Raw genomic sequence first — 18105 nt, 5'->3', positions numbered from 1 at the left:
CGTATTCCCTATATGAAAGCCCTCATCATTGGCCCATCTTGGGTAGGCGATATGGTTATGTCGCAAAGCTTGTATACTACTTTGAAAGCAAATTACCCAGAAAGCGAGATTGATGTCCTTGCCCCTGCTTGGTGCAAACCAATTTTGCAGCGCATGCCAGAAGTCAACCAAGCAATTGAAATGCCCATTGGACACGGTGAGTTAAACATTTTAGGTAGGCGTGCACTCGGACGATTGTTGTGCAAAAACAACTACACTCATGCTTATGTGTTACCGAACTCAGCTAAATCTGCCTTAATTCCTTGGTTTGCAAAGATCCCTAACCGGATAGGTTGGAAAGGTGAGCTCCGCTATGGTCTTTTGACAGACCTTCGCCCAGATAAACGTGTTTTTCAGTACATGGTAGAAAGGTATGTCGCCTTGGCTTACAGCAAAGCCGAGATGCAAACTCAAGTATCTTTACACAGCAGTCCCAAGCCGAAACTACTTGTCGACAGTAACAACCAACGTTCTGCTTTACTAAGATTAGGTCTAGATAGGTCTCGCCCAATTATAGGACTCTGCCCTGGAGCCGAATTTGGACCAGCGAAACGCTGGCCGGACAAACACTATGCTACCCTGGCAAAATATCTTATTGGTCAAGGTCAGCAAATTTGGCTATTTGGTTCTGAAAAGGACAAGCTAGTCACACAAGCAATCAGATCAGCTCTCACAGCAGAAGAGCAGCAATACTGCTTTGATTTAGCAGGTGAAACATCACTAATAGAAGCCGTTGATTTACTTGCTGCTTGTCATACCGTAGTTTCTAATGATTCAGGACTCATGCACGTATCTGCAGCTGTAGGCTGTAACATTATAGCTATATATGGCTCCAGTTCACCGAAATACACACCACCTCTGACAACAGAATTAGAAATGGTACATACTGATATCGAGTGTAGGCCGTGTTTCAAACGCGAGTGTCCGCTGGGCCATCAAGACTGTCTAAACAAGCTCACACCTGAGCAAGTCATTTCTAAACTAAAACGATTTTTGAGTAACACCCTATGAAGCATCTTTGGTTTGAACGAGGCGCATACGCTTCCAAAAAAGCCCGCCATTATATCGAAACCGCATTCTCTCCCGAAAAAATCACCAAAATAGCGGTTATCCGCCATGCTGCTCTTGGCGATCAGGTCATTGTTCGTCCTTTTTTAATTGAAGCGCGTAAGTTTTTCCCCAATGCCGAAATAACCCTGGTAGGAGTATCTAACTATACCTATGGCATGCCAAACGACTTGGTAGACAAAACACTGGTTATGCCAGGAAGAGACAAAAGATCGCAAACCTCATTTAAAGACAAGATTGACAACATTAGGCAGTTAGGCGAGCAAGATATTATTTTTGATTTAGCCAGTACAAATCGCTCTCATTGGATGGTGGCTCTTAGTAAAGCAAAAATAAAAATGGGCTTCCCATACAAGCCCTATTTATGTGGTACCTTATTTAATATGGCCGTATTTCGCTCCGATTTTCAACCAGAAGTTGAGTGCATGCTAGATATGCTCAAACTACTTGGTCATTCACCGCAACACCCTCTAGATTTTGGTTACCCTGAACACCGAGCTCTCAAAGATACTCAAAATCCATTTGTTCTTTATTTTAACGGTGCATCTCAGCTAAGAAAAATTTTGTCCAAAGAACAGATGTATGCTGTACTTGAGAGAGCAATTCATGAAAATCCCAACCATATCCATGTGTATCTCGAAGGGAAAAACGACTTTGAAAAAGGAGATTTTTTCAAAAAGCTTCTCGAATATCCCAACTTTAAAATTCAAGCTTGCTTACCACTTGAAGAGCTTATTGAGTTAACAGCAAAGGCAACATTAATGGTGGCACCTGACACAGGAGTACGAAATGTTGCTATCTCAACTCACACTCCAACTGTCGGCATATTCTATGTGACCGTGCCATTCAGGTACACTCCTCTGTATGAGCGTCATACTATCGTTATGAACTCTAATGGAGATATACCTTCAACCGAGCAGATTACATTGGCGATTAAGCAATCACTGCAAAACTAATCCAAGCTTGCTCTGTTGATACATTGGGAATTATAAAAATGAGCAACCTATCAACCTTAATTGCGAATCGTCTGATTCGCTTAACTGGCAATATTTTTAAAATATTGTCATACACGTTTCATTATCTAATGCCAAATAAACGCTTTACTATCCCTGAACACTCTGCTGCAAAGGTAAAGCTATCGAGGGCTAAAAAAATTCCTCGTCAAATCTGGCAAACCAATTTCACTAATCAGGTATCGCTCCCTGTTTACCTCAATTATCTTTTCAATCGTTTGCTCAGTTTGAACTGTAATTACAACTATGTGAGTACCGAAGCTCGTGGAGAGTATTTAAAAAAGCATGCATCTGAAGAAGTATACGATGCATACTCTAGACTCACTGATGGAGCAGCTCAAGCAGATTTATGGCGCTTGTTTGTCCTAAACCATAAGGGAGGTGTTTACATGGATATTGATGCAACTCTTGTTTGGTCTTTGGATAAACTTCTTGGCAATAAGTACGACTCTTTGTATGTAAAGATCGATAAAAATACCCGATTTACTAACTATTTTATTGCTTCTGTACCCAACAACCCAGACCTAGCACGAGCGATTGAGCAAGTTGTTTATAATGTAAATCATTATGAACCGTCGATGGGCGTTTATCATTGCACAGGCCCAACCGTGTTACACAGCCTACTAATTGACAGAGAAGATATTAACTCAAAAGACAGAAAGTATGTCTGCATCCAAGGCTCTTTTACTAACGAACACTTTCAATATATCGATAAGCCACGCGGTAAATGGACCCACATAAATATCAACGAACTTGTTAAAAAGAAATGATCATTCGAATTCTATACACTGTTTTACTCAGTTTAGCTGCCCCTTTTTTGTTGTATGGATTATTTCGAACAAAGCCAGGAAAACCAACTGTTGGAAAGAGGTGGAAAGAACACTTTGGATACTCTGCCAAATTAAGTCATGGTAATGAGCCTGTGTGGATTCACGCAGCCTCAGTTGGTGAAACAATCGCTGTCACACAGTTTATACGCGAGTTTAAGAGGCAAAATCCCAAACAAACTATACTCCTCACGACTACAACCCCAACCGGTGCTAAACAAGCTGAAAGCCTATCCGAGTTGGTAGAACACAGATACGCTCCTGTTGATTTTCCCTTTGCAATAAAAGGCTTTTTAAAGACGTTCAATCCCAAAAAGCTTTTAATTGTCGAGACAGAACTGTGGCCGAACTTAATCCACTATACCCACCAGGCAGGAATACCAATTACTGTACTTAATGCAAGGCTCTCAGAAAAGTCCTACCTTGGTTACAAGAGAGTTCTTCCTATCTTTAGCTCAATGGCTCAAAAACTATCTCGAGTTTTATGTCAATTTGAAGATGACGCAGAGCGATTTATCAAACTGGGAGTTCCAACTGCCAACGTACTGATTACCGGATCAATAAAGTTTGATATCACCATCACTAATGAGAGTATATTAGCTAGCAATAAACTTCGGAATACTTTAGGCGGGCCTAGGCCGATTTGGATAGCAGCAAGCACCCACGCTGGTGAAGACGAGTTACTACTATCAGCCCACTCTACAATATTAGAATCCCACTCAGACGCACTACTAATAGTGGTACCGAGACACCCCGAACGGTTTATCGATGTAACCACACTTTGTGCTGAAAAATTCACCACAATTACTCGCAGCAGCGGAGAAAAAGTATCCTTGAGCACTCAGGTATATGTGGGTGACTCTATGGGTGAAATGATGCTACTCTTGGGCGCTGCTGATATTTGTTTTATGGGTGGAAGCCTTTTAGGAAAGAAAGTAGGAGGTCACAATCTACTTGAGCCTGCAGCGCTTGGGCTTCCGACCCTGACAGGCCCAAGTTATTATAATTTTCAAGATGTGACCAACTCCCTTATCAAAACGGGTGGATGCAAAGTGGTCAGCAACTCAGCAGAAATAGCAGCTGCAATTAATGAAGCACTAAATGATCAAATCTACTTAAAAGCAACTGGTGAAGCTAGTAAGAAGTTTGTCGAGTTAAACAGTGGCGCAGTTGCGCGAACCCTAGCGTACATAAGTTAGTTGGGTGGGTTCATTAAGCACCAGTCAATCGTTTATAACGTTTTACAACACTATTTCTGAACTTCTGCACCTTAGTATCTTTTATGACATCTGCTACATCATGCTGCTGAGCTTTAAACATCTCTACAGCTTGATCGAAATTTTTCCCCTGAAGTAGCACTTTAGCGAAGAAAGAAGAGATCAATGCATCCCACTGAGGCTTATTACCCCAATAGTGCCGTATCCAATGTTTTGCTTCACAAATTGAGGTTGATTGGAGCGCAAGCGACAAGGAAAACTGCTCAACGAGCCTACGCTCCATTCCATCTTTACACATGGCATCACACGCCACCAAAGCTGATGATAATACATTCGATGGTTCCCTTAGCTTAGATATTGCAACAACACCAGCATTCCACATGGCACTATCAAGCGTCATATCAAATTCGCCATAGCTCTTACCTATACCATGGCTTTGCATTTTTTTTCCGGTTCGCCCTAACGGAGCATGAAAATCAAATTCTCGGATATGCATTAGGTTATTGCCACTATCGAGCGCTTCCATCATCTTATCAAGCGACTTATCGGCAATGGTATCAGTATCCAGATACACACAATGACATTCAGGTTTACTCTCAGCAATGGATAATATTGCCTTGATTTTAATCCTCCAAAAGAAATCAACATCACCACGCCAGTGCTGTAGTGTATTACTGTCAACTCCAACCACATTAAACCTATCACCTAGCCACTGATAAAATTCAGCTCTATCAGTAACAATGGTAAAATTATAATCTCTATCAGTAGGCATATGTGCCGCTATACTCGTCATCGAGTATACTAGCTGGCTGTGATACTGTGTTTTTTCTCCAAATGCGAGAAAAATAAACTCTACGGGCGTTTTTTTCATAAGTTATTCGTCTAAAAATGGGGGGACAAAAAAGGCGCTAGTAATATATTTTTGTCGAAATGATACTCTAACCTAACCTCTTTGGGTAACATTAAGTCGCATTCTTGTACCCTTCCAATAACACTTTTAACTCTGCATCATGCCAATGGATTTGATGGCGAGCCACTTCCTTTTCAAACGATCGCTTAAGTCTATCAAGATTACCCTGCTTCCAACTATCGCCTGTCTGTTGAAAACATTTATCAAAGTCAATCAACCACACTTTGTCATTATCATCTATCAAGATATTGTGAATATTGAGGTCAGTATGGTTAACTTGGGCATGATGCATCTTGCCTATTTCCTGGCCTATCTTTTGATACATAGTTGTGGCTAAAGAGCCTTCAGTCAAGATAGAAATCAAATCCCGGGCATTTGGTATTTTCTCAGTCAGAAGATCTGCTTTATATATTAATCCTTTACGAATGGCTCTAGCAGCCAGAGGTTTGGGTACATTTATACCTTCTTTGCGCAAGCTAGTGAGCAGAGCATATTCTTGATAACTACGTGTTTTTTCCCAACCAGAAAACCAGTAACTATCAGCAATTAATTTCCCAACCAAGCCTCCTCGACGGTAGTGTCTTAAGGCTGCTTGTACCGAACGTGTTTGCACAAACCAAGTGGTGCCTCGACCATGCGCTTTACCGACAATATTATTGTTGACCTTCCAGAAGTTATGCTCAAAAACATCTGCAGGATCTTCAACAAGGAGGTCGGGGTCATACCAAATCATTTCATTGTTAATTGATAGCTTTTTATACAAACTATACCTCAGGCATCAAATATTTTTACTTTATTGAAATTTTTCATTGCTCTTATATTGAAGAAAATTTAACGTCATTCTACTAAATCGATAGAAACGATAGAGCTCACGTAGCAACTTAAAATATAGAGGTACTAGAGATTTATCATTGCATCGTCGAATTGTACTTACCTGATCTGCTCCATCATCTCGAATAGCATAGGGTTGAACACCAGCACATATTAGCCCTGTCCGGTAGGACTCGCCTATGTAGTTATCCACCGCACATACCCATCTATTACTGTACTTAAGCAGTCTTTTAGCACCACTAGGACTTATGCTATAACCACGAGCACCCGAACGATTATCTGCCCAAAGTACAATATTGAAATCACCATGGGTATCAATTTGCTTACAGCCTCGTTCTTGTTTTTCAACTCTAAGGTACTCGTAGCCTTTTTGGTGTAGCTCTGGAAGACGGGTCAATACTTCACTAAAGTTTTCAGTTGGTATACCATCATCTTCTAATATCAGAATAGGTTCGTCTATTTCAAGACATTTTTGCCAAAGTCTGTAGTGACTAGCATAACATCCTTTTTCACCAGGAGATAAAGGCCTACTTCTAAAAAAAATTCTGTGTTTGTCATCTGGTAAGTTAACGAGTTCCGGTGGTAACCCTTGATGCCCATCAATAGCTGTAAACAGTTCAAACTCTATTCCTATCTCATTTAAAGATTGAGAAATTTTTTCCCTACGCTCTAACGATGACGGTAGATTTATTACAAAAACTTTCATATCAATGCTTTATTTCTAATTTATTTTAGATAGGCAATTCAGATACCACAAAAGCTGCCAAGCAGCACGGAAATAATTTACATTTCATCTACTCATCTGCATAATTTCGATCATCTTTCACCACACACCATCTGATATGGCTCTTTTTCTATCTCCGCCCGATTCTCTCTGCATTCTGCGTTTATCTGCCATTGGTGATGTGTGTAACACCGTATCCGCAGTGCAGGCGATTCAGAGGCAGTGGCCCAACACTCACATTGTTTGGATTACAGGTCAACTTGAAGCCAAGCTACTTGAAGGAATAAAAGATATAGAAGTTATCGTATTTGATAAAAAGGGCGGTTGGCAAGGATATCAAAAACTATGGCGAGCATTGCAAGGACGTAGGTTTGACGCCCTCTTGCACATGCAATATGCCTTTAGAGCCAGTCTTGCCACTTTAGGTATTAACGCCACGTATAAACTCGGCTTTGACAGGCGAAGAAGTCAAGATTTGCAAACCTGGTTTACTAACGTCAAAGTGCCTTCCCCAGATTCGATGCATGTACTCGATGGCTTGCTGGCATTTGGTCATACGCTGGGAATTCGTGATATGACACCCTCTTGGTCGCTCGATTATTCTGACCAAGATAAAAAGTGGGCAAGAGACCAGCTTTCAACTGAAAAAAGAAACCTAGTTCTGGTTCCTGCAGCAAGCAAAGCATATAAAAACTGGACGCTACAAGGCTACTTAGCTTTAATCGAGCATGTTGTTCTGCAAGGCTGGCAAATCATCTTGGCAGGAAGCCCGGCCCGAATAGAAGTGGATTTAGCCGCTGAAATTGAGAGTAAAACAAAGTCTAAGCTCAATAATCAAGTGGGCCAAAGCTCACTCAAACAAATGCTTGCTCTGATTGACTACGCTGATTTAGTTATTGCTCCTGACACTGGGCCTGCGCATATGGCCAATGCCGTGAATACCCCAGTTATAGGACTCTATGCTCACCATAACCCAGAGCGAACTGGGCCTTATCAATATCGTCAGTATGTAGTTTCAGCTTATGAAGAAGCCATCTTGGCTGAGACAGGAAAATCTGCAACCCAGCTAAGCTGGAGAGCTCGCGTGAAAGATAAAACAGCGATGCAACGCATCAAGCCACAACAGGTCATTGCCATGTTTGATAATGTCACTAACGAGCTCAACCTGACTAACGAATCGCTCCAACACATAAACCAATAAGGTGTCCGTATGAATAAACCAAGTATTGCGGTCGCCTTGATCGTAAAAAATGAAGCCCAGCACCTAAAAGCCTGCCTTGAAACCGTACATAGCTGGGTTGACGAAATCGTGGTGCTAGACTCTGGTAGCACAGATAATACTGAAGCTATCGCCCGCAGCTTCACCGATAAATTTTTTGTTAATGCCGATTGGCCAGGTTTTGGGCCGCAGCGCCAATTAGCACAATCCCATATAGAATCTGATTACGTCCTGTGGCTTGATGCCGATGAGCGCGTCACGCCAGAACTCAAAAACAGCATAATATCGGCAGTAAGTGCTAACCAACCAGACACCATCTACCAAACCGCACGGCTCAGTTGGGTGTTCGGCCGTTATGTTCGCCACTGTGGCTGGTATCCAGACAAGGTTTTGCGTTTATACCCAACCAAGCTCACACGCTACAATGATGCGCTGGTGCATGAAAAAGTCGAAGTATCCAAATCAATGAAGGTGGAAACACTCAAAGGCGACCTGATTCACTTCACATACAATGATATGAACCATTACCTAGTCAAATCGGCAGGTTATGCCAAAGCATGGGCCGAGCAGAGAGAGAAAAAAGGTAAAAAGAGCAGCATTTCACAAGGTATATTGCATGCTCTTGGCTGCTTTTTGAAAATGTATGTACTAAAAGCAGGATTTCTTGACGGTAAACAAGGCTTGCTGCTTTCTTTGCTATCAGCACACTCGACCTTTGTTAAATATGCCGATCTCTGGATTAGAAGCGAAACAGACAAGATGCCAAACACGTTTTAAGTGCATCTTGCTTGGCAGCCAAAGGCAATAACAGGCGCCTTTGGCCCTTTATTTAACCTTACTGTTTAACCATGGCTGTAGGTCTTTAGCAACCGCGCTGATATCAATTCTAGCCATATCTTCCTGACTGGCTCTATCATCTGCTTGCGGCGGACAAAAAGCAATGTGATTATTGACAGAATTAATAGGCTGCCAACGCAAAGGCGTCGCCGAGCGCTTGCTAGGGAAAAAACCCACCGTTGGCACATCAATAGCCGCGGCAATATGCAGTGGCCCTGTAGAACCCGCGATAAACAAGTCAGCGCACGCAATGGCAAGAGCAAAATCGATTAAGCCTTGATTCTTGTCATACACCACACAGCTTCTGCCCTGCTGCTGCACTAGGCTATTAAGCTCTGCCGCTTTTTGCTCTTCGCCAGGACCTGCGGTTAACACTACCTCAAACTCTCCTGACAAGCTGCAAATGAACTGGGTGTATTGCGTAAGGGAAAGGTTGTTTGCAGAGCCGCCACTGCCTGCATGAACAAAAAACCAAGGTTTATGTATACTAAGACCAAGTTGCTGCGCGAGTTTTCGCTTCTGACTATCAATATCTTGGGATGAAAAAGATAAATAAGGCGCCTTAGGTTCAACTATGTCTTTACCAAGATCGGTGAGAAAAGCCCTCACTAAATCAAGATTGTATTCATATTCAGGTTTGGCCGATTGCGAGCGTTTCTGTTTTATACGCTTGTTATAAAAGATTTGTGCTAGCTTGGTAGCAGGTGCCAAACGATACGGAATCTTTGCTTTCCAGACTAATTTAGCATTGTAGGTTGTAGAAAATAGATTGATCGAAGCATCAAAGTGTTCCGACTTTAGTATTTCGACCAAAGCTGACTGGGATTGCTTGGAGCCTTTGCTTGTCGGATCAACCAGAACCTCATCAATCCAAGGGCAAATTTTGGCAAGAGCCACTGTATAGTTGGGAACTAGCGCCGTGATCTGACAATGAGGTAGAGAGTTTTTGAGCATGGCAAAACTTGGCCAAGCCAGCATAAAGTCGCCAATTTTATCGTTTCGGACAACCAGTATTTTTTTCATTACATTTCCAGCGCTCGATCTTTTGTCTCAATGATAACGGCTAAGTTGGGTAAATGTGAGCCTTTTTGTTACCATTAAGCAAGATAAATAAATCCATCGAGTACTTAACAGTGAGTAAAAAGCGTCTCTCAAGAGTAATATACCCAGGAACCTTTGATCCTATAACCAACGGCCACTTAGATTTGATAGAAAGGGCGGCGGATATGTTTGACCAAGTCACCATAGCCGTCGCTGCCAGCCCAAGTAAAAACACCATGTTTACACTTGAAGAGCGCGTTGCTTTTACTCAGCAAGTTACCGAACATTTGGATAATGTCAGCTCAAAAGGTTTTGCCGGTTTGATGGTCGACTTTGCTAAGCAAGAAAATGCCAACGTGCTGATACGTGGGTTGCGCACCACTGTCGACTTTGAGTACGAATTTGGTTTAACCAATATGTATCGCAGATTAATGCCTGGACTTGAAAGCGTCTTTCTAACACCAGCAGAAGAGCATGCGTTTATCTCCTCTACCATAGTCCGAGAAGTCGCAATTCACGGTGGTGATGTGACTAACTTTGTCCCTGAGATAGTCGCAAAAGCCCTCAAAAGTAAGGCGCACGTATAAATTCAGCGGCCATCGCCGCTGAGATCAGTGCTGGCAGGCATCACAGAAAAATGTGTTACGTTGACCAATTTTCTGCTCTTGGATGGCCTCAGCGCAACTCGGACAGTGCTCGCCCGCACGGCCATATACTTGCAACTCTTGGGCAAAGTATCCAGGCTTACCATCGGCTTGAGCAAAATCCTTAAGCGTGGTCCCACCTTGTTTAATCGCGGTATCAAGAACTTGCTTAATTTCTTTGACTAAACTTAGCCATTCATTATCGGTTAATGATCCGGCAGATCGAGTTGGATGAATTTTAGCGCTAAACAAGGATTCATTCGCGTATATGTTACCCACACCGACCACTATCTTGTTGTCCATGATGAACTGTTTTACGGCCACTCGCTTATTGACAGCTTTGGCTGCAATATAAGCTGCATCGAACTCATTGGTTAGTGGCTCTGGCCCCATGCGATCCAGCACTTGGTGCTCTCCATTTTCTGTCCACAGCCAAGCACCAAAGCGTCTTGGGTCGTTATAGCGCAGCACTTTGCCATTAGTGAGCTTCAAATCTACGTGATCGTGCTTACTTGGTGCGATTTCTGCGTCTAACACACGCAGCGATCCAGACATCCCCAAATGGACAATGGCACTGCCCGCATTGGTTTCAATCAGCAAATATTTAGCTCGGCGAGAAATATTACGTATTACTTGGCCTTCGATATTTTTTAGTGCCTTTGGAATATCCCAACGTAATTTGGGTGTGCGAAAGGTCAGTTTGGCTACTGTTTGTCCGATGAGATGGGGTGTGATGCCCAGACGACTCACTTCAACTTCAGGTAACTCAGGCATTGTGCTCTTTATTCCAGATTGGATAAGGTTGGTTAAGGTAACAAATATTCAGGTTCAACTGAAATCGCGATCCATTGATCTTGCCAGTTTTTTAACAGCCAAAATTTCGGGGCTTGATAGAAAGTGATCCTTTGTGGCTCTTCCTGATCTTGATACCAAACTTCTATAGTGCTGGGTGAGCTGAGTTGAGGTTTGAGGCTGTCAAATGTCTGACCGTCGACTCTAGTACCCACCAAACTCCCCCAGCGCTTGGCTAACTCAGCGGCAGATACGCTACCTTGCCTAGTCATACTCCACTGGCCATCTTGGAACTCTAACGACCAGTTAGAGAAATGCAAGGCCCGCAACTTAGATGATGGATTGAGTAAATAGGGGTAATCACCACTCACCACTGCCGAGTCATCTTCTATAAGATAAGTCTTAATAACCGTTGGCAGGTTAAGGATCATAATAAAGGCAATAATGCCTAGAATCATGATGTTATTCCAGCGGCGACGCCTGGATGTAGAAACACGCATGAGTTGAGTTTTCCATTTAAGTGACTGTAATAAAAGGTAGCAGAAAACAGAATGGAGGGAAACGAAGATCAAACACACTGCGCAGGCCAGAGTATATTGATAGAAAAACAAAAAACCCAGCAAATATGCTGGGTTTCTAGTATGAACTTCCGTTAAAGAAGCTGAGAAGAAAAATCAATTACTTGATTTTCGCTTCTTTGTACATAACGTGCTGGCGAACAACTGGATCAAACTTTTTGATCTCAAATTTGCCTGGCATATTACGCTTGTTCTTATCAGTAGTGTAGAAGTGACCAGTACCTGCAGAAGATACTAGACGGATTTTCTCACGTACGCCTTTCTTTGCCATTGCCTATTTCCTCTTAAACGTTTTCGCCGTTTGCGCGAATGTCAGCAAGAACAGCATCAATGCCCTTCTTGTCGATGATACGCATACCTTTAGCAGATAGACGTAGTTTAACAAAACGTTTTTCGCTCTCTACCCAGAAACGATGAGTTTGTAGGTTCGGCAGAAAACGACGCTTAGTAGCATTACGTGCGTGTGAACGGTTGTTACCCGTTACTGGACGCTTACCAGTTACTTGGCATACTCGTGACATGAATGTCTTCTCCAAAATCGTTTCAGCTCGATATCAACCTTGGTGGCCGAACCTCTCTATTTCTCATAGAAGAATTTAGAGGTCTTATACCGTTATGGAAACCCATACAAGGCTATCAAAGGCCGCGCATTATACTAACTTGACTAGCATTGCTCAAGACCCGAACAGATCCTTTTTCAAGGTTTTCGTGATCTTTTTTAGGCAGAGCTGATAATAGTTCAAAAAATGTCGGGGGATTGTAGCAGAATTCACGCAACTCACAACCAGTAATGTGATTTAAATCCATCCACGCTCTGCAAAGGAAACCACCTCTCCGTCGCCAACCACAAAATGATCAAGCACACGAATATCAACTAAAGCCAGTGCATCTCCAATACGACGGGTAATTCGACGGTCAGCCTGACTTGGCTCTGCAACACCAGAAGGATGATTGTGAGCCAGTATCAATGCAGCAGCATTGTGATCAAGCGCACGTTTAACCACTTCTCTTGGATAAACTGAGGCGCTATCTATAGTCCCTTCAAATAAAACCTCTCCTTTAATCACCCTGTGTTGATTATCCAAAAACAAGACATAGAAAGCTTCACGGGTTCTATCGCGCAGCCTGCTTACTAAATACAACTTGGTTTGTTCTGGACTGGTTAACGCTTCTCCGCGAACCAAAGCCTCATGGAGGTAACGTTGCGTCATTTCTAATGCTGCCTGTAATTGAACGTATTTTGCCTCTCCCAAGCCCTTGTATTGGCATAGTTCTACTCTATCAGCCGAGAACAAACCGCGCAGCGAACCCATCTCTTTGAGTAGCTTGTCCGCCAATTGCAAAACATTCATATCTTTAGTGCCTGTACGCAAAAAGATTGCCAACAACTCAGCGTCAGTCAGGGATTGTGCTCCTCGCGCAATCAACTTTTCCCTTGGCATGGACTCAGAAGGCAAAAACATAACGAAACCTTAAATTTGAACAACGCCACACTAGCATAATCACAGCTATGCACTGAATCACACAAATCAACGTTGTCTTAGAGCAAGTGAAAGATTTTGAGTAAATAATAGGTATATAAATAAGCAGCCAAAGCATGGTGGGATGTAAAACTTACGACACCATTTCTAGAGTCTCAAACTGCTGCATGGTAATCTTGCCACAGAATTTTTTAAGGATGACATAATGCAAACACTCGCAGGCAAAAAGATCCTACTTGGTATCGGTGGTGGTATAGCTGCTTATAAATGTGCAGATTTGACTCGACGCTTAATCGAAAGAGGCGCAGAAGTACAAGTTGTAATGACCAGAGCCGCAAAAGAATTTATTACCCCCTTAACCATGCAAGCCGTGTCAGGAAAACCTGTCTCCGATAGCCTTCTTGATCCTGCGGCAGAGGCGTCAATGGGCCATATTGAATTGGCGAAATGGGCTGACTTGATACTGCTCGCACCAGCCACGGCAGATCTCATCGCTCGCGTTGCATCAGGTATGGGAAATGACCTGCTTACCACGCTGGTGTTAGCAAGCGACGCCCCTATTGCTGTCTCCCCTGCCATGAATCAACAAATGTATCGCAATCAGGCAACCCAAGAAAACATCGCCACACTGCAAAGACGAGGCATGCATATTTGGGGACCCGCCTCTGGTGAGCAAGCTTGCGGTGACATTGGCCCAGGCCGCATGCTCGAGCCGATGCAGTTAGTCGAGGAATGTGAGCAATTTTGGGCAGACAAGCCACTTAAAGGGTTGTCTGTACTCATTACCGCAGGACCAACTCGAGAATCGATTGACCCTGTCCGTTACATTTCTAATCACAGCTCAGGCAAAATGGGGTTTGCACTGGCACAAGCTGCCGTGCAATTGGGCGCCTCAACAAACTTAGTTTCAGGCCCAGTTTCACTAGACACACCTGTAGGCGCAAACAGAATTGATGTAGCAAGCGCCCTAGAAATGCACAATACCGTTATGCAATATGCCCCTTCTCATGATATTTTTATCAGTTGCGCTGCTGTAGCTGACTATCGCCCTGAATCGATCGCCGAGCAAAAAATTAAGAAAAAAGACAGCAACGAGCATATGACCATCACTATGGTCAAAAATCCGGATATTGTGGCTTCTGTTGCCAACATGACCGACGCTCGGCCATACACGGTAGGTTTTGCTGCAGAAACGCAGGAAGTCGCTCACTACGCACGCAGTAAGCTCACTAATAAAAATTTAGATATGATTTGTGCCAATGATGTCTCAATAGAGGGGCAAGGCTTTAACAGCAACAACAATGCAGTTACTCTATACTGGAAAGAGGGTGAGCAGTCACTTACCCTTGCATCAAAGCAAAAAATTGCGCAGCAAATACTCATGTGTATTGCAGAAAAAATAAGTAGCTAAATCACGGGACTGCAACCTAGTCGTATACGCTTACTCAGAAAAATAAGCAGACCCTAACCTTATATTCAGAACGTTGTCTATTCCGCTCACCCTAGTTTGCTAGTCTGGGCGAATGCCTGTGTTTATTGGCATTAACAGTGGAGACAAAAAAGGAACTCATTCATGGCCGGAACAAAAAAAAGCAACCGCCGGGAAGAAATACTACAAGCACTGGCACAGATGCTGGAATCTCACGATGGAGCTTCCCGAATCACAACCGCTAAGCTTGCAAAGCACGTTGGTGTTTCTGAGGCAGCCTTATATCGCCACTTTCCAAGCAAAGCACGCATGTTCGAGGGCCTAATCGAGTTTATTGAAGAGTCTCTGATGTCACGCATCAATCGTATTCTCGATGAGGAAAAAGACACATTAACGCGCATTCGCCTCGTGCTTCAGTTAGTGTTAGCCTTTGCCGAACGTAACCCTGGCTTGACGCGAATTTTATCCGGTCATGCTCTGATGTTTGAAAATGAGCGCCTGCGTGAACGCATTAATCAGCTATTTGAACGTATCGAAACTTCAATTCGCCAAATTCTGCGTGAGCGTCAATTAAGAGAAGGGAAAGCGTTTCCTGTCGATGAACTAACCCTAGCGGCACAATTGCTAGGCCAAGTAGAAGGTAGCTTAAATCGCTTTGTCCGCAGTGATTTTAAATATCAGCCAACAGCCAATTTCGAACAATATTGGGCTTTACTGAGCGCACAAATTAAGTAGTTTGTAACATGAGCAAAAAAAATACCCTTGATAAACCAGAGTTTTCTGCAGGCTTACTTCATCCCAAATACTGGGGCGTATGGCTAGGATTTGGTTTTCTCGCCCTTATTGTGAACATACTTCCCTACGCTGTACTTCTCAAGGTTGGACGAGGGATTGGCTCTCTGGGCATCAAAGTAGGTAAGTCACGAGCAAAGATTGCTAAGCGTAATCTTGAGCTAGCCTTCCCTAGCATGTCAGCGCAAGAGATTGACGACATGGTAGAGGAAAACTTTAAAAATACTGGTATGGCTCTGATTGAAACCGGTATTACTTGGTTTTGGCCAACATGGCGCTTTAAACGTATTCTGATTGCCAAAGATATTGATGAATTGCAAAAACACCAAGACGTAGGAAAAGGTGTGCTGCTTTGCTGCGTGCACGCGCTCAACCTTGAAATCACCGCCCGAGCCTTTGCGGTATTGGGCCTTCCTGGGTACGGTGCTTACAGGCCACACAGTAACCCTGCCTATGAGTTCATCCAATACAGAGGCCGTACTCGCAACGGTAATCGGTTGATTTATCGCCGTGATTTAAAACAAATGGTACGCGTACTACGCCAAGGCCATAGGCTTTTCTACCTACCAGACCAAGACTATGGGCACAACAAATCCGTATTTGTACCATTTTTTGCGGTTAAAGAAGCCTGTACGACAACGGGAACGCGGATTCTTGCCTCAACCAGTAAGAGCGCTATTGTGCCCGGTTCAGGCTTTCGCAACTCGCAAGGCAAATACGAGATCATTGCGGATAAGTCGATTGAACAAGACTTTCCGCACAAAGATGAAAATGCCGCCGCTGCCTATATGAATAAATTTGTCGAAGAAATTATCATGCGCGCGCCAGAGCAATGGATGTGGTTACATAAACGCTTTAAATCTTTACCAGATCACTCACTCACTAATTCAAGATATCAATAAGTTTCAATGAGCAACCCAGATAAAAATAGCATCGAAAAACATCTGCATAGCCCAAAGTTTGAATGGGCTTTTTTGCACCCTAAACATTGGGGAACATGGTTAGGTATAGCCTTTGCGGCTCTTGTCGCCTTTATTCCATTTCGTTGGCGTGACACTTTGGCTCGTAAGTTGTCAGTGTTTATTGTAAGAAAAAATGGCCGAGTTGTGCGCCGCGCCCGCGTGAACTTGGCGTATTGCTTTCCTGAAAAATCCGAATCAGAGCGTCAGCAGATATTAGAAGAGACCTTTGTAAAAGCTGCTCAGTATCTTTTAGGCTATTCGGAGTTTTTGGTTCGCTCAACCAAGCACAACCAAAATCGCGGCATAATGATAGGCGAAGAAAACATCCTCCCTTTGCTCGATGCCGGGGAAAAGGTAATTATTCTGGCTCCCCACGCCTGGGCGGTTGACTATCCTGCTGTTATGCTCGCGGCTAAAGGCTATAAAGTCACTACCATTATGAAGCCTCAACGCAACCCAATCGGTGATTGGTTAATGCAAGTCCAGCGCATGCAATATGGTGGGCGTATTTTTGCAAGAGATGCAGGAGTGAAGCCATTTGTACGCTCGATTAAAGATGGCTACCTAGGTTACTGGTTACCAGATGAAGACTTTGGCGCTGAAAACTCCGTTTTCGTTCCCTTCTTTGGTACGGAAAAAGCCACACTCAAAGGCTTTGGCAAAATGGCTCGTTTGTCCAAAGCCAAAGTCGTGCCTGTTTTACCCGCTTATAACGATAAAACAGGTAAATATGAAGTGCATATTCTGCCAGCATTAGAAAACTTCCCCACTGGCGATGAAGAGTCAGACGCACGCGCGATGAATCAAGCCATTGAAGATCTGTTAAGACCTCACCCTGAACAATATATGTGGAATCTCTCTTTACTCAAAACTCAGCGAGATGGCCGCGCGATTTATGATAACTAAAGCAAGAGAAGCACACTGGAAAGCAAAAAAGGTTGACTCATAGGTCAACCTTTTTCTGAGCTAGATTATCATCTAGATGCCGAATTCAGCACGGTAGGCTTTGACCCCCGCTAGATGCTCTGTTGCATCACCTTGCTCTTCTAAATAGCTAACCAGGTCGCCCAAGCTAACGATAGAAATCACCGCACAGCCAAAATCACGCTCAACTTCCTGAATCGCAGACAAGTCCCCCTTACCTTTTTCCTGACGGTCAATAGCAACTAAAACGCCCGCTAAATCAGCGCCATTGGATTGGATAATCTGCATGGATTCGCGAATGGCTGTGCCAGCAGTGATCACATCGTCCACCAACATGATGCGCCCTTCGAGTGCGCTGCCAACTAAGTTACCACCTTCGCCGTGATCCTTTGCTTCTTTACGATTAAAACAATAGGGTGTGTCTAGGCTATGATGATCGGCTAAGGCAACTGCTGTTGTGGTAGCAATTGGTATACCTTTATAGGCAGGGCCAAACAGCACATCAAACTCAATCCCAGAATCTGCCAACGCGGCAGCATAAAAGCGGCCTAGACGAGCAAGATCTCGCCCTGTATTAAAAAGACCAGCGTTAAAAAAATAAGGGCTCTTACGACCGGATTTTAAAGTAAACTCACCAAACTTTAGTACTTGTTTCTCTAGTGCAAACTCAATAAATTCACGCTGGTATGCTTTCATTGCTCTCTCTCTAAGTTAATAATGCCTAAGGCCATCTTCCAAAAGATAAAAAAATAGCTTCCTAGGTTGGAAGCTATTAAA

21 protein-coding genes are annotated in these 18105 nt (G+C 43.4%); 11 read left to right on the top strand and 10 right to left on the bottom strand.

All coding sequences use genetic code 11. The annotated features are described in order from the left end of the window. The first annotated feature begins 12 nt into the window (after positions 1-12). From waaF to waaA, 4 genes are read left to right on the top strand one after another with little or no spacing between them, the layout of a single operon-like run. Positions 13-1050, top strand: a complete 1038-nt coding sequence (gene waaF / locus DPF90_RS08520) for a lipopolysaccharide heptosyltransferase II (RefSeq protein WP_114785908.1) — start codon at positions 13-15, stop codon at positions 1048-1050. Beyond that, the gene (locus tag DPF90_RS08515; protein ID WP_114785907.1) at positions 1047-2063 is read left to right on the top strand and encodes a glycosyltransferase family 9 protein; all 1017 of its coding nucleotides are present in this window, start codon (positions 1047-1049) and stop codon (positions 2061-2063) included. Before waaF ends, DPF90_RS08515 begins: the two co-directional genes overlap by 4 nt. Before the next feature lie 38 nt (positions 2064-2101). Continuing rightward, a complete protein-coding gene (locus DPF90_RS08510; protein WP_114785906.1) occupies positions 2102-2890 on the top strand; it encodes a glycosyltransferase family 32 protein in 789 nt (262 codons plus the stop codon). After that, positions 2887-4146, top strand: a complete 1260-nt coding sequence (gene waaA / locus DPF90_RS08505) for a lipid IV(A) 3-deoxy-D-manno-octulosonic acid transferase (RefSeq protein WP_114785905.1) — start codon at positions 2887-2889, stop codon at positions 4144-4146. Before DPF90_RS08510 ends, waaA begins: the two co-directional genes overlap by 4 nt. A 13-nt stretch (positions 4147-4159) precedes the next feature. Here the strand turns inward: waaA and DPF90_RS08500 are convergent, their stop codons facing one another. The 3 genes from DPF90_RS08500 to DPF90_RS08490 form a co-directional block, all read right to left on the bottom strand. Further along, positions 4160-5035, bottom strand: coding sequence for a hypothetical protein (locus DPF90_RS08500; protein ID WP_114785904.1), 876 nt, complete (start codon positions 5033-5035; stop codon positions 4160-4162). Between the two features lie 91 nt (positions 5036-5126). Next, positions 5127-5837: a 3-deoxy-D-manno-octulosonic acid kinase gene (locus DPF90_RS08495; RefSeq protein ID WP_275895326.1), complete on the bottom strand. Its 711-nt coding sequence runs from the start codon at positions 5835-5837 to the stop codon at positions 5127-5129. A gap of 30 nt (positions 5838-5867) precedes the next feature. Beyond that, positions 5868-6611, bottom strand: a complete 744-nt coding sequence (locus DPF90_RS08490) for a glycosyltransferase family 25 protein (protein ID WP_114785903.1) — start codon at positions 6609-6611, stop codon at positions 5868-5870. A 136-nt stretch (positions 6612-6747) separates the two neighbouring features. Here DPF90_RS08490 and DPF90_RS08485 point away from each other — a divergent pair, with 136 nt between their 5' ends. Next, positions 6748-7830 (top strand): glycosyltransferase family 9 protein, encoded by a 1083-nt coding sequence (locus DPF90_RS08485; protein WP_114785902.1) that lies wholly within the window; start codon positions 6748-6750, stop codon positions 7828-7830. Positions 7831-7839: 9 nt separating this feature from the next. Next, a complete protein-coding gene (locus DPF90_RS08480) occupies positions 7840-8625 on the top strand; it encodes a glycosyltransferase family 2 protein (RefSeq protein ID WP_114785901.1) in 786 nt (261 codons plus the stop codon). Between the two features lie 48 nt (positions 8626-8673). Here DPF90_RS08480 and DPF90_RS08475 read toward each other — a convergent pair whose 3' ends face one another. Further along, complete coding sequence (locus tag DPF90_RS08475; protein WP_114785900.1) at positions 8674-9708, bottom strand: glycosyltransferase family 9 protein; 1035 nt, start codon at positions 9706-9708, stop codon at positions 8674-8676. 110 nt (positions 9709-9818) lie between these two features. Here DPF90_RS08475 and coaD point away from each other — a divergent pair, with 110 nt between their 5' ends. Beyond that, positions 9819-10313: a pantetheine-phosphate adenylyltransferase gene (gene coaD, locus DPF90_RS08470; RefSeq protein WP_114786019.1), complete on the top strand. Its 495-nt coding sequence runs from the start codon at positions 9819-9821 to the stop codon at positions 10311-10313. A gap of 24 nt (positions 10314-10337) precedes the next feature. Here the strand turns inward: coaD and mutM are convergent, their stop codons facing one another. The 5 genes from mutM to radC all read right to left on the bottom strand — a co-directional run bounded on the left by mutM (position 10338) and on the right by radC (position 13203). Continuing rightward, complete coding sequence (gene mutM / locus DPF90_RS08465; protein ID WP_114785899.1) at positions 10338-11144, bottom strand: bifunctional DNA-formamidopyrimidine glycosylase/DNA-(apurinic or apyrimidinic site) lyase; 807 nt, start codon at positions 11142-11144, stop codon at positions 10338-10340. 32 nt (positions 11145-11176) lie between these two features. Then, positions 11177-11662: a hypothetical protein gene (locus DPF90_RS08460; RefSeq protein ID WP_114785898.1), complete on the bottom strand. Its 486-nt coding sequence runs from the start codon at positions 11660-11662 to the stop codon at positions 11177-11179. A 178-nt stretch (positions 11663-11840) separates the two neighbouring features. Continuing rightward, positions 11841-12011, bottom strand: coding sequence for a 50S ribosomal protein L33 (gene rpmG / locus DPF90_RS08455; protein WP_004410866.1), 171 nt, complete (start codon positions 12009-12011; stop codon positions 11841-11843). A 13-nt stretch (positions 12012-12024) separates the two neighbouring features. Further along, positions 12025-12261 carry a 50S ribosomal protein L28 gene (gene rpmB, locus DPF90_RS08450; RefSeq protein ID WP_006881432.1) on the bottom strand — a complete coding sequence of 79 codons (237 nt, stop codon included), beginning with the start codon at positions 12259-12261 and terminating at the stop codon, positions 12025-12027. A 276-nt stretch (positions 12262-12537) separates the two neighbouring features. Continuing rightward, complete coding sequence (radC, locus tag DPF90_RS08445; RefSeq protein WP_114785897.1) at positions 12538-13203, bottom strand: RadC family protein; 666 nt, start codon at positions 13201-13203, stop codon at positions 12538-12540. Positions 13204-13426: 223 nt separating this feature from the next. On the opposite strand from radC, the gene coaBC reads away from it, so the two are divergent. The 4 genes from coaBC to lpxM all read left to right on the top strand — a co-directional run bounded on the left by coaBC (position 13427) and on the right by lpxM (position 17310). Then, positions 13427-14632: a bifunctional phosphopantothenoylcysteine decarboxylase/phosphopantothenate--cysteine ligase CoaBC gene (gene coaBC / locus DPF90_RS08440; protein WP_114785896.1), complete on the top strand. Its 1206-nt coding sequence runs from the start codon at positions 13427-13429 to the stop codon at positions 14630-14632. Between the two features lie 162 nt (positions 14633-14794). Beyond that, a complete protein-coding gene (gene slmA, locus DPF90_RS08435; RefSeq protein WP_114785895.1) occupies positions 14795-15385 on the top strand; it encodes a nucleoid occlusion factor SlmA in 591 nt (196 codons plus the stop codon). Positions 15386-15393: 8 nt separating this feature from the next. Beyond that, positions 15394-16344 carry an LpxL/LpxP family Kdo(2)-lipid IV(A) lauroyl/palmitoleoyl acyltransferase gene (lpxL, locus tag DPF90_RS08430; protein ID WP_114785894.1) on the top strand — a complete coding sequence of 317 codons (951 nt, stop codon included), beginning with the start codon at positions 15394-15396 and terminating at the stop codon, positions 16342-16344. Between the two features lie 6 nt (positions 16345-16350). Then, complete coding sequence (lpxM, locus tag DPF90_RS08425; RefSeq protein WP_114785893.1) at positions 16351-17310, top strand: lauroyl-Kdo(2)-lipid IV(A) myristoyltransferase; 960 nt, start codon at positions 16351-16353, stop codon at positions 17308-17310. A 72-nt stretch (positions 17311-17382) separates the two neighbouring features. Here lpxM and pyrE read toward each other — a convergent pair whose 3' ends face one another. After that, positions 17383-18024: an orotate phosphoribosyltransferase gene (gene pyrE / locus DPF90_RS08420; RefSeq protein WP_114785892.1), complete on the bottom strand. Its 642-nt coding sequence runs from the start codon at positions 18022-18024 to the stop codon at positions 17383-17385. Positions 18025-18105: the final 81 nt, after the last annotated feature.

The organism is Vibrio tetraodonis, from assembly GCF_003350295.1.
Taxonomy (GTDB): domain Bacteria; phylum Pseudomonadota; class Gammaproteobacteria; order Enterobacterales; family Vibrionaceae; genus Vibrio; species Vibrio tetraodonis.
The sequence above is the reverse complement of the archived record's forward strand: the minus strand, read 5'-3'. Positions and strand labels throughout refer to the sequence as shown.